The 16,276-nt window shown below is 45.2% G+C and carries 13 protein-coding genes; 5 read left to right on the top strand and 8 right to left on the bottom strand.

What is annotated here, in order from left to right; translation table 11 throughout:
• Nucleotides 1-5: 5 nt before the first annotated feature.
• Nucleotides 6-2,129, bottom strand: a complete 2,124-nt coding sequence (locus ITG10_RS13635; RefSeq protein ID WP_026084335.1) for a DNA internalization-related competence protein ComEC/Rec2 — start codon at nucleotides 2,127-2,129, stop codon at nucleotides 6-8.
• 215 nt (nucleotides 2,130-2,344) lie between these two features.
• Here ITG10_RS13635 and ITG10_RS13630 point away from each other — a divergent pair, with 215 nt between their 5' ends.
• Nucleotides 2,345-2,857 carry a DUF2062 domain-containing protein gene (locus ITG10_RS13630; protein WP_017631697.1) on the top strand — a complete coding sequence of 171 codons (513 nt, stop codon included), beginning with the start codon at nucleotides 2,345-2,347 and terminating at the stop codon, nucleotides 2,855-2,857.
• A gap of 222 nt (nucleotides 2,858-3,079) precedes the next feature.
• On the opposite strand, the gene lolE is transcribed toward ITG10_RS13630, so the two are convergent.
• From lolE to lolC, 3 genes are read right to left on the bottom strand one after another with little or no spacing between them, the layout of a single operon-like run.
• Complete coding sequence (gene lolE, locus ITG10_RS13625; protein WP_017631696.1) at nucleotides 3,080-4,324, bottom strand: lipoprotein-releasing ABC transporter permease subunit LolE; 1,245 nt, start codon at nucleotides 4,322-4,324, stop codon at nucleotides 3,080-3,082.
• Nucleotides 4,325-5,017 carry a lipoprotein-releasing ABC transporter ATP-binding protein LolD gene (gene lolD / locus ITG10_RS13620; protein ID WP_017631695.1) on the bottom strand — a complete coding sequence of 231 codons (693 nt, stop codon included), beginning with the start codon at nucleotides 5,015-5,017 and terminating at the stop codon, nucleotides 4,325-4,327.
• Nucleotides 5,010-6,218, bottom strand: coding sequence for a lipoprotein-releasing ABC transporter permease subunit LolC (lolC, locus tag ITG10_RS13615; protein ID WP_017631694.1), 1,209 nt, complete (start codon nucleotides 6,216-6,218; stop codon nucleotides 5,010-5,012). Before lolC ends, lolD begins: the two co-directional genes overlap by 8 nt.
• Nucleotides 6,219-6,445: 227 nt before the next feature.
• Between lolC and ITG10_RS13610 the strand changes: the two genes are divergently transcribed.
• The 4 genes from ITG10_RS13610 to ITG10_RS13595 all read left to right on the top strand — a co-directional run bounded on the left by ITG10_RS13610 (nucleotide 6,446) and on the right by ITG10_RS13595 (nucleotide 12,021).
• Nucleotides 6,446-7,015: a hypothetical protein gene (locus ITG10_RS13610; RefSeq protein ID WP_048669044.1), complete on the top strand. Its 570-nt coding sequence runs from the start codon at nucleotides 6,446-6,448 to the stop codon at nucleotides 7,013-7,015.
• A gap of 6 nt (nucleotides 7,016-7,021) precedes the next feature.
• The gene (gene mfd / locus ITG10_RS13605) at nucleotides 7,022-10,483 is read left to right on the top strand and encodes a transcription-repair coupling factor (protein WP_017632167.1); all 3,462 of its coding nucleotides are present in this window, start codon (nucleotides 7,022-7,024) and stop codon (nucleotides 10,481-10,483) included.
• 63 nt (nucleotides 10,484-10,546) lie between these two features.
• Entirely contained in the window at nucleotides 10,547-11,314 is a 768-nt protein-coding gene (locus ITG10_RS13600) for a peptidoglycan binding protein CsiV (protein WP_017632168.1), read from the top strand.
• A gap of 161 nt (nucleotides 11,315-11,475) precedes the next feature.
• Entirely contained in the window at nucleotides 11,476-12,021 is a 546-nt protein-coding gene (locus ITG10_RS13595; RefSeq protein WP_017632169.1) for a GNAT family protein, read from the top strand.
• Between the two features lie 112 nt (nucleotides 12,022-12,133).
• Here the strand turns inward: ITG10_RS13595 and ITG10_RS13590 are convergent, their stop codons facing one another.
• The 4 genes from ITG10_RS13590 to lpoB form a co-directional block, all read right to left on the bottom strand.
• Nucleotides 12,134-13,423, bottom strand: coding sequence for an NAD(P)/FAD-dependent oxidoreductase (locus ITG10_RS13590; protein WP_017632170.1), 1,290 nt, complete (start codon nucleotides 13,421-13,423; stop codon nucleotides 12,134-12,136).
• Between the two features lie 509 nt (nucleotides 13,424-13,932).
• Nucleotides 13,933-14,472, bottom strand: coding sequence for an alpha/beta hydrolase YcfP (gene ycfP, locus ITG10_RS13585; RefSeq protein WP_017632171.1), 540 nt, complete (start codon nucleotides 14,470-14,472; stop codon nucleotides 13,933-13,935).
• A 108-nt stretch (nucleotides 14,473-14,580) separates the two neighbouring features.
• On the bottom strand, nucleotides 14,581-15,435 hold the full coding sequence (locus ITG10_RS13580; RefSeq protein ID WP_017632172.1) for a phosphotransferase: 855 nt from the start codon (nucleotides 15,433-15,435) through the stop codon (nucleotides 14,581-14,583).
• A 154-nt stretch (nucleotides 15,436-15,589) separates the two neighbouring features.
• Nucleotides 15,590-16,180, bottom strand: coding sequence for a penicillin-binding protein activator LpoB (gene lpoB, locus ITG10_RS13575; RefSeq protein ID WP_017107631.1), 591 nt, complete (start codon nucleotides 16,178-16,180; stop codon nucleotides 15,590-15,592).
• Nucleotides 16,181-16,276 lie beyond the last annotated feature (96 nt).

Here is a 16,276-nt window from a genome sequence, read left to right as displayed (position 1 = left end):
TCTATCTATTCTACTCCCTTACGGAGCATCTGCCTATACCACTGCCTCCCTTGTTCCTCTCTAATCGTATGATATTGCCAACCTTCTTGAGTTAGAGTGATGGTTATTTGTCCGCTTTCTCCTGTATCAAGCCATGCGCTCCCCACTTCTTGATAGCGTGCAATCACAGATTCGCTCGGCATTCCCCATTGATTCCCTTTAGCTAGAGAAGCTATCGCCAACTGAGGTGACACAGCCTCAATAAACGGTTTGATAGATGACGAACCACTACCATGATGCGGAACCAACATAACATCACTCCTGAGTCGTTCACCTTGACGAGCAAGTAACCACTCACTTACCAGTTCAATATCACCCGTTAACAGCATCGAAAACTCTGAGTCTGGTTCATATAGTCTGACAACACACGAATGTGGGTTATATGCCCTCTTCACTCGTTGAGGAGGCCACAGCACCTCAAACTCAATACCCTGCCAGTCCCAAGCCTCTCCAATAGTACATGCTTGAATATTAGACTGAGCTTGAGTGGTAGATTGGGTTTGTAGGTTAATGTTCTGACTGGTTCTTACCCACTTAGGATCGTAACTCTCAAGTAATGCCGGAAAGCCACCGGCATGGTCAGAATCAAAGTGGCTGATTATCACACCTTCGATACCTCTTATGCCTCTACTGTTCAATGTAGGGATCAGCAAAGATTCGACAATCGACCCTCCCGGCCATACATTACCAAGGTCATAAACCACAACTTGATTGTTCTTCTCTAAAACCAAAGACAGTCCATGTCCAACATCCAAGATATCGATGGTGAAACTATCGGGTTTGGATTCGCCAAGTTCCCACCACAATACAACTGCAGAGACGGTTAATATTGATAACTTCGACTGGATGTATCGGCTAACAAAACCGAAAAACACGATCAAGGATACAAATAGCCCACTCGTGTGGTTATCCACCTGAATCCAAAACTGTTCAGAGAAAGGGAGACTGAAAACCAGAGGTTCAAGCGACAAATCAACGAGCTTCCACAACTTAGAGGCGATGCCATAAGTTAAAGCTCTCGCTTCAAGAAAAAATTCGGAGAATAAGCTAAAAAACATCGCCAGAAACAGCAATGGAATCGTCACTATCGACACCCAAGGCAACAACAGCAGGTTATAGACAACAGAGACCAGACTCACCCCTTGGAAAAACAACATCGAAAAGGGAGCAATCAATAACGTCAGCATAAACTGTATCTTGATGAGCACAAATGCTCGGCCGATAAAGGTGGGGCTTGAAGAAGATGAGTTGTTGTTCATAGCAATGTAGAGCACCGCGCCCAACGCACCAAAGGATAGCCAAAAGCTACTCGATAATGCTGAAAATGGCCAAATCAACAAGACTACACACAAGCTCAATGCCACATAGCGAATCAAACTGATACTTTGCCCACGCCACAGAAAGTAACTCGCGAGAACACACATCACCAGAGCTCTAAGTGTCGGCAAAGTAAATCCTGCAAACCAACTGTAGAAATAGGCCAAACCAAGACCAAACAGCGTGGGCAACCAGAGCAGTGAAGGAGAAACCAATCGGACGGCCTTCCCCAATTGATAACCAATACCAAAAGCAATCCCAATATGGAGCCCTGAAATAGCCATCAAGTGAATTAACCCACTACTTTTAAGCAAGTCCCACTGCTGAGGATGAATCAGATCTCGATAACCAAAGCTCAGAGCCACAATAAGATCAGTGTTGGCCAGTCTATTTAGCCGTTGGAGAGTGCTTTCAAACCACTGATAACGTAGGTTGGTGCTAGAGTGGATCCGATATCTGGTATCTGCTCGGTAAATTACATTAGCCACCACTCCTGTACTGAATAGATACTTTTCCAGATCAAAGCCCACCTCGTTGAGCTTGCCCCAAACGGGCTTTATTGAAGCCGACAAATAGACTTCATCTCCGAGCGTTAACTTAAAAGGCGTAAACAACCGCAATTTTATCAATTGAGGAAAGATTAATTTTTCGCCGCCAATTGATCTGACTACTATTACGCTTTCAAAACCGTGGCTATTTTCACTAAAAAGGCTAACAACCGACGCATTTATGGTAGTATTCTGCCCTGATTGGAATAATCGATTCGTTTGTATTTCAATTGCATTCCCTAGGCAGATAACTAGTATCAATGCTGTTACTGGACCTCTTGCACTCCGGAAAACGCTATACTTTATTGATGCTATCAGTAACAACAGCATCAATGGTGCCCAAACCCAATGTGGCATCACAGGCCAAAAGCTGGCAGACACAACTGTCGCAGCGAATGAAATCAAGAACCAAGTGTTAAACAAGAGAGTAGCTTCCTCCTATGCCAAGAAAGTTTATCAAACGATTTATGCCTGACCATGAGCTCATCAAGCGTCAGAAAGCATTGAAAGTTTTTGGCAATGTTTTGTACAACCCCAACTTATGGTGCCTTAATCGTCGCTCTGCGGCTGGCGCGTTTGCTGTTGGGTTATTCATGGCGTTTGTCCCTCTACCAAGTCAAATGATTATGTCTGCAGGCCTCGCTGTCGCATGTGGCGTTAATCTACCGTTGTCTGTCGCTCTTGTTTGGATCAGCAACCCGGTCACCATGCCTGTGCTCTTCTACTTTGCGTACAAAGTCGGGGCGTTTGTGATGCATGTGCCACCTCAAGCCTTTCATTTCGAGCTGTCTTGGGACTTTATCTTGGCGCAAATGAGCACGATAGGACCTCCATTCCTACTAGGTTGTCTGATTTGTGGCGTGGTTTCAGCGATGATTGGCTACTTTGGTATTCGCGGCTTATGGCGTTACTCAGTAGTGAGAAGCTGGAAGAAACGAAAAGCAAGGTACTGAACGACCTACTGTTTTTAGTTCTACCCTTGTATCCGATCCGAGTGAAACGAAAACAAGCATAAATCAGATGAAGAGCTTACCTCTGCAACATTGGCATGTAAGAAAAGTCTTAAGAAATGCAATGTGAATTCAATAAAAAAGGATCCCATCGGGGATCCTTTTTTGCATCTAGAGAAATAGATCTTGTCGGTTATTAAAGACCAATGTGATTTAGAGCTGCCATTATTTAGAACTTAACACCGAGGCAGGGTTCAACTTCGCCGCTCGTGATGCTGGGTACCATGTCGCCAATAAGCTCAAAACAATCGCAGTACCGGACACGACAATAACATTCGTCATGTTCAGCTGTGATGGCAAGAAATCGACAAAGTAGATATCGCCCGACAGGAACTGATGATCAATCAACTTTTCAAGCCCCTTGATGATAGTGGTTAGATTAAGCGCGACCAATACACCAATTGCACTACCAACTAGACTGCCTAACACACCCGAGAAGACACCCTGCCAAACAAAGATGCGTTTCACCAATCCATCCGAAGCACCCATGGTTCTTAGTATCGCAATCTCTGATGCTCTGTCTTTTACTGCCATCATCAAAGTAGAGACAATGTTGAAACAAGCCACACCAATTACCAACACCATTACTAGGTACATGATGGTGCGAACTAGCTGAATATCTCGGTATAAGAAACCAAACTTCTGTTGCCAACTACGCAGGTACACATACACATCAAGCTGATTTCCGACTTCACGCACAATCGAGTTGGCATTCAGTACATCGGTTACTTTCAAAGAAACCCCTGTCACCGCTTCACCTAGGTTTGCGTAAACCTGAGCATCACCAAGAGGGATCAAAGCCAAGCTGTGATCAATCTGGCCATTAAGAGTCAGCAGACCCACCACTTTGACTCTAACTCGTTTTGGCGCTTGAACCTTCACCGTTCCATTCACCGTTGGAATCATCAGGGTTAGGTAATCGCCGACTTTCGCACCGAGCACATTCGCGACACCCGAGCCCAAGATGATCTGCTGTTGTCCTGCCTTAAATTCACTCCAAGCTTGTTTATCGATAAACTTAGACAGGCTTGATACTTCTTGCTCACGCTTAGGATCAACGCCGCGTACTTCGATCGCTTTCAGCTCTTTGCCCTTTTCAGCAAGCGCTGTAATTTTCACATAAGGCGCTGCTGCCACAACCTTGTCGTGTTTCTCGGACTGTTCAATCACATGCTCCCAGCGAGTGACCGGTTCATTCACGCCCTCAAACTCACCGTGTGGAATAACAGAAAGCACACGCGATTCAAGCTCACGCTCGAAACCATTCATGGCCGACAAACCAATAATGATCACCGCCACACCAACCGCAATGCCAATTGTCGAAGACAAGGAGATGAAAGACACCATCTTGTCTCGCTGCTTAGCACGACTAAAGCGGCCGCCAATCAATAGAGATAAAGAAGAAAACACTTAGCTCTCCTCTTTTTCTACGTTAACTAACAAGCCATCTTGCATATGAAGTTGACGATCCATCTTGCCCGCAAGTTCACCATCGTGAGTCACCACCAAGAAGGCAGTATCGTATTCACGGTTCAACTCACGCATTAAGTCGTAAATAGAAAGCGCTGTGTTGTGGTCAAGGTTACCCGTCGGTTCATCAGCTAAAACTAAAGCAGGTTTATTTACCAATGCACGAGCAATTGCCACACGCTGTCTTTCACCACCAGAAAGCTCTGAAGGTCGGTGATCAACACGATGACTCAGCCCGACTTTATCAAGTAACAATTGTGCTTCTTGTTTTGCTTTCGCTGGTTTCTCACCGCCGATAAGTAACGGCATAGCTACGTTTTCTAGTGCAGAAAAATCAGAAAGCAGATGGTGGAATTGATAAACAAAACCTAGATGTTGGTTGCGAAGCTTGGCCTGCTTGTTCGAACTTAAAGACGCTAAATCTTGACCAAGAAAACTCACACTGCCCGCAGAAGCATCATCTAAAGCGCCTAATATATGCAGTAGCGTACTTTTACCTGAACCAGAGGTACCAATGATCGAGACCAGTTCGCCTTTCTCAATGTCAAAGCTAACACCTTTAAGGACTTCGGTATCCAACGAGCCTTCACGGTACGTTTTACGGATATCATTACATTGAAGAAAATTACTCATAACGAAGGGCCTCAGCAGGTTTCACAGATGATGCACGATAAGAAGGGAAAACAGTGGCAATCAAGCTAAGTGCAATAGCCAGAACCACAACAACTGCGATTTGAATTGGGTTAATCATGATTGGCAGTTGACCACCAAACGAGAACAGAGCAACACCCATCGCCTCTAAAATAGCATTCAAGTTCATGGCTAATACAACGCCTAAAACGCCGCCCGATAGCGCGCCAATCACGCCGCTACTCGCACCTTGAACCATAAAGATACCCATCACTTGACCATCAGTCATACCTTGGGTTTTAAGAATCGCGACTTCAGACTGCTTCTCCATCACCACCATAATCAGCGCAGAGATAATATTGAATGCAGCAACACCGATGATCAGCCCAAGCATCAAGCCCATCATATTCTTTTCCATGCGCACAGCTTGGAACAGCTCGCCGCGTTGGTCACGCCAATCGCTCCACAACCAACCATCAGGCAACGGTTGATTGGATAGCTCCGCGACTTCAAACGGGTCATCAAAAAACAGTCGCCAGCCTGAAATCGTGTCCGACTTGTAACGCATCAAACGCCCTGCATCTTGAATGTTGCTGACCATGAGCTGAGCATCAATATCCGACCCCGTATTAAAGATACCGGCTACGGTGAAATTTCGTTGGCTAGGAATACGCCCCAGTGGTGTGTATTGACTCGCGCTGGTCACCATTAAGCGAACTTTATCGCCCATGGATACTTTCAAGTTTCTCGCCAAAGTATGACCAAGGAACAGCTGATATTGCCCAGCTTCGAGTGAAGACAAGCGACCAGCAATTAAGTGGTCCTGAAGTGGGTCATCGGAATTTGGCTCGATACCGATTAAAAGACCAGCCGACAATTGAGCCGGGCTCTGAATCACCGCCTCACTGCGTACAATCGGTTCGACGTGGCCATTAAGCGAAATTTGTTCTGCGAAACTTGGGGCTTTTTCAGAAAGCGAGGTCGTGCCTCCTTGCTCGTAAACCACAGCCTGAGGAAGAACGCCAAGGATTCGGTCTTTTAACTGCGCTTCGAATCCATTCATTACCGATAAAACAGTAATCAAAGACAGCACACCAATGGTGATACCTGCCGTCGACATGTAAGAAACAAAACGGCTAAAGCGATCACCTGAACGGCCTTTCAAATAACGCAGGCCAACAAACATTGAAATAGGATGAAACATACTTTGAACCATCAAAAAGGGATGCGGGTTAATGTAACGGGTATTGCTGTTACTGTGTAGGGGTTAATTGAAAATATAGAGTGAATTAACTCAATTAGTTAGGCTTCAAAAACAGAACCTTGTCAAATAGCGATATTTCAAACAACTATTTGAGACTTTCAATTAACTGACCTTGATTACTGCGGCCACATAGCGATAATCAATAGATCACTTCAAGGAACTAACGCATGACAGAACAAGAGTTTTTCACCGTTCACCACAGCCTTACCGCTAATATAGAACCAATGGAAAGTAACTTCACTTTACCTTCTCAAATTCAGTTCGAATCCGAGATCCCTGCCCCTTTCGTTGTGGCGAGTGAATTTAGCCAATTGGACCTGTTAGCCGACAGTGCTCGCGCTGAACTGAAAAACAGCGACTTGAAGAATGTCACCAGTTTATTGGATGCACAAAACTCTAAATTAAACCTGTTGTTGAGCTTTATGTTATCGCAGCAAGATGAAGAGAAGTTTCGTACTCACACCTACTCTTTCGGTGCGAGTCAATTTTCCTGTTTTTCAAAAACAGATATCGAAGCGGGACGTTTGGTAAAAGCTAAACTGTTCCTAGAGCACCCTGCCGCGGCCATTTATTGCTATGCGGAAGTGTTTGCAAGCCAACCTAAAGATTCAGGTTTCGAAATCAACTTCAAATACGCTCATCTTCGCGATACCGACCAAGACCTGCTAATCAAAGCGGCACTTCATCAACAACAGAAACTTTTGCGTCAACGCTCTCTAGAACGAGATAACAAGTAAATTAACATGACCAAACAATCTATTTTTACACTACCTACACTCAAAGGAGCCGGTGACAAAAAGCACATCGGTAACCTAGTCGGTTCGTCTCTCGCTCTGGCCATTGCTAAACTCGCAGAGCAGCACAACAGCCATACCGTACTTGCAGTGCCAGACCCACAAGTGGCACTTAAGCTACAATCTGAAATCGAACAGTTTACAGCACATGAAGTTGCACTATTCCCAGACTGGGAAACACTACCTTACGACAGCTTTTCGCCGCACCAAGAGATCATTTCAGATCGTATCGCACGCCTTTACGCCTTACCGACGTTAAAAGACGGCATCACGATCGTACCGATCAGCACGCTACTTCAGCGTCAATCACCGCGTGACTTTTTGCTGCAACACACCCTAATGGTAAAAACAGGCGATCTCTACTCTTTAGAGAAACTGCGCCTGCAACTTGAAAAGTCTGGCTATCGTTACGTTGATCAAGTGTTTGGTCCGGGTGAATACGCAAGTCGTGGTTCGATTCTTGATCTGTTCCCGATGGGCAGTAAAGACCCATATCGCATCGACTTCTTCGATGATGAGATCGATACCATTCGTACCTTCGATCCTGAAAACCAACGTTCTATTGAAGACATCTCTGAGATCCGCCTGTTACCTGCTCACGAATTCCCAACCTCGGAAACGGCGATTGAAGACTTCCGTATTCGTTGGCGCCAACAGTTTGATGCCCGCCGCGAACCCGAATCGGTTTATATGCAGGTATCTAAAGGCACTTGGCCTGCTGGTATTGAGTATTGGCAACCACTGTTCTTCGATCACACAGAAACGCTTTTTGACTATGTTGCCGATGAAGCGCAACTCTTAGTTCTTGGTGACGTAGAAACCGCTGTTGATTCTTTCCTGGCTGATGTCGCTCACCGATACGAGCAACGTGGCGTTGATCCATTACGACCACTGCTGACACCTGAGCAACTTTGGTTGAAGAAAGACGAACTATTCGCACACTTCAAACAGAAGCCACAAGTCAACCTAAGCCTAGATTCGATTGAAGAGAAAGCAGGCCGCACTAACTTACCTGTCGTGCCATTGCCTGATCTCAGCGTTCAACATCAAAATAAAGAGCCTTTGGCTAACCTAAGAAAGTTCACAGAAACCTTCGACGGCAAAGTGGTGTTTTCAGTTGAATCAGAAGGTCGTCGTGAAGCGCTGAGTGAACTGCTTCGTGGTATTAAGGTACGACCAAGCGAAATTGAAAACCTCGATGGTGCAATTAAAGCGAAAGACAAGTTCAGCCTCATTCTTGGTTCAGCTGAACACGGCTTTATCCATGAAGAACAAAACATTGCGCTTATCTGTGAAAGCGACTTACTTGGCGATCGTGTTGTTCAGCGTCGTAAGAAAGATAAGAAAAGCGTCAACAGCGACACCGTAATTCGTCACCTTGCGGAACTTAAACCGGGTCAACCTGTTGTTCACATTGACCATGGTATTGGTCGCTACATCGGCCTGCAGACTCTCGAAGCCGGTGGCATGAAAACCGAATACGTAACCCTTGAGTATCAAAACGATGCCAAGCTGTACGTACCTGTTGCTTCTTTGAATCTCATCGGACGCTACTCTGGTGGTGCTGAAGACTCTGCACCACTGCATAAGCTCGGTGGCGAAGCATGGCAAAAAGCACGTAAACGTGCGGCTGAAAAAGTCCGAGATGTGGCCGCAGAATTACTTGATGTTTACGCCAAGCGTGAACTGAAACCGGGCTACAAGTTTGTATTGGACCGCGGTCAATACGCAACCTTCAAATCTGGCTTCCCGTTTGAAGAAACCGATGACCAAGCGATGGCAATCAATGCGGTTATGTCTGACATGTGCCAAGCCAAAGCCATGGACCGCCTAGTGTGTGGTGATGTTGGTTTTGGTAAAACAGAAGTGGCGATGCGCGCGGCATTCGTTTGTACGGATAACAGTAAACAAGTGGCGGTGTTAGTTCCTACTACCCTACTTGCTCAGCAACACTTCGAAAACTTCCGCGACCGTTTCGCCAACTTGCCGATTCGTGTCGAAGTTCTGTCTCGATTCAAATCAGCCAAAGAACAGAAATTAATCATGCAAGATGTCGCAGACGGTAAGGTTGATATCTTAGTCGGTACTCACAAACTGTTATCGAGCGATATTAAATTCAAAGATCTTGGCTTGTTGGTTGTCGATGAAGAACACCGCTTTGGTGTGCGTCAGAAAGAGAAAGTAAAAGCGATGCGTGCGGATGTCGACATCCTAACGTTAACCGCAACGCCTATTCCACGAACGCTAAATATGGCGATGAGTGGCATGCGTGACTTGTCTATCATCGCAACGCCGCCTGCACGACGCTTAGCAATCAAAACCTTTGTTCGTCAAAGTGATGATGCCGTAGTGAGAGAAGCGGTACTTCGTGAAATCATGCGTGGTGGACAGGTGTACTTCCTGCACAACCAAGTTGATACGATTGAGAAAACGGCTGAATCACTACAGAAACTGATTCCAGAGGCGCGTGTGACGGTCGCTCATGGTCAAATGCGTGAGCGCGAACTAGAACGCATCATGAATGACTTCTACCACCAGCGCTTTAACCTTCTGGTGTGTACAACCATCATTGAAACCGGCATCGATGTTCCAACAGCCAATACCATCTTAATGGACAGAGCCGATAACCTTGGTTTAGCACAGCTGCACCAATTACGTGGTCGTGTGGGTCGTTCTCACCACCAAGCTTATGCTTACTTGTTAACGCCACACCCTAAAGCAATGACCAAAGATGCGATTAAGCGATTAGACGCGATTGCCTCTCTTGAAGATTTAGGTGCGGGCTTCACCCTTGCAACTCACGATTTAGAGATTCGTGGTGCAGGTGAGCTATTGGGTGATGAGCAGAGTGGTCAGATCCAGTCGGTTGGCTTTACCTTGTACATGGAGATGCTTGAACAAGCGGTTGAGGCATTGAAAGAAGGTCGCGAGCCTTCACTTGATGATCTATTGCGTGAGCAAACAGAGATAGAAATGCGCTTGCCGGCTCTATTGCCAGACGACTATATCCCAGACATCAACACACGTTTATCAACCTACAAACGTATTGCGAGCGTGAGTGACACCGATGAATTGGCTGAGCTTAAAGTTGAGTTGATTGATCGCTTCGGTATTCTTCCTGATGCAACCAAGAACTTATTGTCAGTTTCTGAGCTTAAGTTAGCGGCCGCGTCTATTAAAGCGAAGAAAATTGAGGCTCACGATAAGGGCGGATTCTTAGAATTCTACCCGGATGCTGACATAAACCCGGCCTACCTTGTTAAACTGTTGCAATCTCAACCGCAAAAGTTTTCAATGGAAGGACCAACTAAGTTCAAGTTTACGATACCATTGGTCGACAGACGGAAACGAATTCAATTTGTTAGTGATTTATTGGGCGAATTCAGACAGAACTTGCTGCCTTCAGCATAAGACCCAATCCACTTGCACATATAAATTATCCAGCCGGTAGTTCGGCTGGAAGACGGAGTAAAAATGAAAAGACTGATCCCACTGCTACTATTGTTCGTCTCACTGCCAAGTTTGGCGCAGAGACAATTTGATATAGAAGTGATCATTTTTAAGCGCGCTGTTGATGCAGAAAAAGTAAATGAATCTTGGCCAAATACACAGCCTAAGATTTCACTTGAGCGCGTTGGTTCATTTCAAGGTACCCAATACCGAGCGAAGAAAGGCGTGCAGATGCTTCCTTACTCGGAATACAAGTTAACACCTCAGAAAGACAAACTACGTAAACACGCTGGCTTTGAAGTTCTGATGCACACTGCTTGGCGTCAAGGCGATCAAGGTAAGAGCTCAGCACCTGTTTTCCACATTCAAGCAGGTAAAGACTTCTCTAAACAGTTTAATGCCGACGGCTCTGAGAAAGGTGCGGTCACTGCATCAAACCCGGATGGTTTCCAAGAAGAGACCATTGATAAGCCGCTTTACGAGTTAGATGGCAAGCTGCAAATCTACGTACAGCATTATCTATATGCTGAAACGACGCTGGATTTGAAAGCACCAAGCGTTCGTGAAGTGACTCTACAAGAACAGCAAATCGAACTCGACTCGCCAGTAAGTGGTGCAGAGAGCAATGTTCAGGTGGGTAACCTTACAGAGATCTCTCCGACCGTTGAAGTGCAAGAGTTCCTTAAGAGCTACCGTATGGACCAAAAACGTCGCATGCGCAGTACAGAGACTCACTATCTAGACCACCCGCTTCTTGGCATGGTGATTCAAGTACGTCGCGTCGCTCAATAAGCCACGTAATCAGTCTTCAGCTAGCAGCTAGCAGCTAGCAGCTCAACTATTCTTATAGAGAGTGGAACTTGATATAAAGAATTGAAGTTGTATTAAGCATTGAATACGCCCTCCATTGTGAGGGCGTTTTATTAGCCGTTACATGTTATTTGGTGCGTCCTATGAGCCCAGACTTTCAGATCAATACACAGAATCTAAGCCTCAAAATCATTGAAGCCTCAGATGCTCAAGAGTTTGCTCAACTGATCAAATCTTCTCCGAGTTTATTACCTTGGGTAGACTGGTGTCATGATGAGTTTTCTATCGTCGAAGCCGAAAAATTCATTCTGGCAACTCGCCTGAACTGGGTGAAAGCCGATGCGTTTGGTTTTGGTATTTTTGAGCGAAAAACCGATAAGCTGGTCGGAATGGTCGCGATCAATGAGCTTTACCACACCTTCAATATGGCGAGTTTAGGTTATTGGGTGGGGGATAATTTTCAAAGAAAAGGCATTGCCAAAGAAGCGATGCTGGCCTTGTTTGAGTTCTGCTTTGCTCAGCTTAAGCTAACGCGCCTAGAGATCGTTTGTGATACCGAAAATCTACCAAGCCAAAAGCTGATAGAAAAGTGTGGTGCAGAGCGAGAAACCATCGCAAAGAATCGATTTCTGTTTAACGGAAAACCGAAAGATGGCGTCGTTTATTCTGTGCTACCTCCAACTTATTAATAGCAAGTACTAGTTCAACATTTGCGATGGCACGTAAGCGACACGATCAAAAAAGAGCTCCGAAGAGCTCTTTTTTATTAGTAACTTGAAGTTATTTATCAGGCTTAGCTGATTAGTGAAGCTTTAGGTTTGGACGAAGTACGCGGTTAATACGACCAACCAACATCATCAGTGATGTTTTGATCAAGCCGTGAAGCGCCATCTGGTGCATGCGGTACAAAGAGATGTAGACCACACGAGCAATACGACCTTCAACCATCATCGAACCTTTAGTCAGGTTACCCATCAAGCTACCTACCGTAGAGAAACGGCTTAGTGAAACCAGTGAGCCTTTATCTTTGTAGATGTAGTCTTTCAGGTCACGACCATTCAGCTTAGCAATGATGTTGCTGAATGCGCAGCTTGCCATTTGGTGAGCCGCCTGTGCGCGTGGTGGAACAAATGAACCATCCGCTTGTGTACATTGTGCTAAGTCGCCGATAGCAAAAATGTTGTCATCCAGTGTCGTTTGCAGCGTGTTTTTCACAACCAGCTGGTTGATACGGTTAGTCTCAAGACCACCAATATCTTTCATGAAATCTGGCGCTTTAATACCAGCAGCCCATACCATGATTTGTGCTGGGATCTTGTCACCGTCTTTGGTTGTTAGACCATCAGCATCAGCTTGCGTCACCATAGTATTCGTACGAACGTTTACACCAAGCTTCGTTAACTCAGAGTGTGCTGCGCTTGAAATACGAGGAGGAAGAGCTGGAAGAATACGCTCACCCGCTTCAACTAGGTTCACGTTCAGCTTGCTTGAATCTAGATCACCGAAACCGTAAGTACGAAGCTCTTTAACCGCGTTATGCAGCTCAGCAGAAAGCTCTACACCTGTTGCACCCGCACCAACAATCGCGATGTCTACCGTACCTTGGCCGTTCTTAGCATGAAGCTTTAAGAACTGGTTGTTCATTTCAGTACGGAAACGGTGCGCTTGTTCTGGGCTATCAAGGAAAATACAGTTATCACGAACGCCAGGAGTGTTGAAGTCGTTCGACGTTGAACCTAGTGCCATAACAAGAATGTCGTATTCAAGTTCACGGCTTGGCATCAGCAGTTCACCGTGCTCATCTTTCAGTTCGCTCAGTGCAATCACTTTACGTTCACGATCGATGTCGTTCAGGCTGCCCATTTGGAAGTCGAAGTAATGGTTTTTTGCATGTGCGCGGTAGCTTAATGCATCAACACCTTCATCCAGTGAGCCAGTTGCTACTTCATGAAGTAATGGTTTCCATAGGTGGCTTGCTTTACGGTCTACCAGAGTGATCTGGGCACGCTTCTTACGACCTAAAGTTCGGCCTAGCTTAGTTGCTAGTTCTAAACCACCAGCACCGCCGCCTACTACGATAATTTTTGTCACAATGACAATCCTCTACAAAATGAATAAATGGGGTTCGGTCCGATTGCTCCAACCGATAAATTCTATGTATCTACTCGGCCTTGTTGATAAGGCTGTGACATATTGGATAACCGCGAAAAAGAATAACGACAGCTCACCGAGTAGTTAGAGGGATTACAAACAACAAACATTCGTTTGTCGCTCTGCTCACATGGATAAAAAAGGCGTCTAGCTGAGAGATAGAACGCAAATTATGGGCAAGTTTTTCACTCGCTCTCAATTTTTTTTGATATTTGTCAAAATATTTTGCTTGGGAACATTATATATAGCAAAAAGATGACCGCAACAAAAATCCTTACCCGCAATGAGGATTCGCGGCTAATTAGTTAACGTTTGCGCAAACTTATCTATAAATGCGCAAACCAACCGATAAAACATATACAACTGCTTTATCAATACCAATCTCTAAGATTCAGATGTGAAAAAGCAGCACCCAAATAAGTGCTGCTTTTATAAAATAACCGGAGTGATTAGGCGTTCTTAAACGCTTTCATTGCCTGAAGGTGCTGAGAGATCTTTTTGAATTTATGACTCTCTTTTTCATCCCAGATTACGTCGTAGTAATCTTCGAGCGCAGCGGCTGTTTTGCTATTGTCATGAATCTCATCTTCACGAGAAAGCACCACTAAACAGCGACCTTTGTTCTTCATACGATATTGAGCGACACACTTAGTAGCGATGTCTTCGTACTCTTCTGGACGGTCAATGCGACCTACCATGTTGTTCTCAGGGTGCAGATTCGGGTTGAAGACCACCTGCTTAATACCGCATAAGAAACCAATGCGCTCAGACCAAAAACCACCTAAACCAACACCACAAATAATTGGATGCGGATCATCGGATTGTTCTATCACTTTATGCACTTCTTTTAGCAAATGCTGCATATCGTGTTTTGGATGCAAAGTACTGTAGTTAATGAAACGAACGTCATCATCAATGAATTGCAACTGCAGTATTTTTTCGTGATTGCCCGGGCTTGTTGAGTCGAAGCCATGTAGATAGATAATCATTGTACCTCCCCCGTTGAATATTGGTACGTTTTGATCAATCTAACACGAAAAACAAGGTTTTAAAGGGAAGACCACCGAAATTATATTTTTCACTTCCTAAACGTGATCCTAGCTACATAAAGTGTGACTTAGAGCCTCGGCTTCGCGCAGATAACTTTCATCACCCCATAACTGGTGAGCGAGCAAATACCATAACATCGCCATCATTTGGCTTCTTGGTAACCATGCTTCTACACCATCAAGCCAAGGCTGAACATCATGAATGCCTCGCAGCTGACAATACTTGTTAACCGCTTCCGAAACTGGCGCACCTGCAACCGCAATGGTTAAGGTTAGATCAAGCCTAGGGTCGGCTAACGCTGCGTATTCCCAATCAATAATCTTAATCTCGTCGATGCTTCTTACTAAGTTGTAACCACCTAAATCAAAATGGCACAAAGATAGATCAACGCTTGGAATACTTGGAGCGGTTCGCCACTCTTGGTAAATTTTGGTGCAGGCTTCGGTCTTATGAATCGCGTCAAGCTGAAGCCAGTAATGGTCGACCCTTGCTGTAAAGCTGAATGGTTGGAGCGGCAATCGCGCAGTGTTAACCAGATGCACAGAGATCAGCGTTTTCAATAGGTCATCAATGTCTAACCCTTCATAAAGAGTCTCACCATCAATCCATTCAACCAATAACCCTTGCTCATTCACCACCATCGGGCTTGGGCCAATACCAAGACGCTCAATCGTCGAGAGCACTTGATACTCTTCATGACGAGAGATAAAGAAGGCTTTGGTGATCGGTGTGATTGGGCGCCACACATAGGCTGTGCCATCGGCTGAAACCAGCTTCCAACATCGATTAGTCAAACCGCCTGTCAGAGTCTGTGCTCTAACTGGTGGCTTTGAAAAGTAACCATCAAGCGAACTCAAACTGGTATCAAGAAGCTTAGCCTCAGACCAAGAAAAGATTGCCATTGCTCATTCCCTATAAACGTCTTTGTTTCCCTACAAAAAAGACACTGACCAAAAGCCAGTGTCTCTTAATTCACAGCACATCATGTACTGCATTGGCGAGTGACCAATCTATTCACTTTCAATAGTAAGTGTCGTAGTTGGCAGTTAAGCGAAATTAAAGACCCAGTAGGCTCTTAGATTGTTGCTTACGGATTTCAGTCTCGTCAGCCCACTCAATCAAGCCAGACTCAAGATCCATTAGACGCATAGTCATTTTGTAGTATACGTCTTCATCGCTACCGTCTTTCTTAACGATGCTTGATAGGTTGCCGTACAACATGTACTGAGCACCAACCATTTTACCGAACTGGATTGCTGAGCTTTGGTTTACTAGCTCATCATTGTTTTGGAAGTTCAGTTGGTCACGAACAGACTCTACACGGTCCATATCAACGAAACGGAACTTACCAGAGTTCAGCATCTTAGTACTGATTGTGTCAGTGATTGACTCAGTATCGATGTGCTCACTTGTCTTGTTCTTGATACGCTCAACGAACACGATTGGACGCTGTTCACGAGTAATGTAAGACACTGAACCAGAAGCCATCATGCTATCAACCATTTCACCCGCAATCGTTTGAAGGTCAGTTGAACCGAAATCGATTGTCGTGGTTTCTACTGCTTGTGCATCACCGTAGCTTACCTTGTTCGAACAACCGCCTAAAATAACCGCTAAACCTAGTAGCGCAATGACACTCTTTTTCATTTTGTTTCCTCAACTTATCATTGAGTGGGGTTACCCACACTCTTAAATTCTTGTCTGTGCGAATCAATGAATCCGCTTTCTGAAACTCTAGTCGAT

It is taken from the genome of Vibrio sp. ED004 (assembly GCF_023206395.1).
Lineage (GTDB): Bacteria > Pseudomonadota > Gammaproteobacteria > Enterobacterales > Vibrionaceae > Vibrio.
Note: the sequence above shows the minus strand (reverse complement) of the source record. Positions and strands in the feature narration are given on the sequence as shown.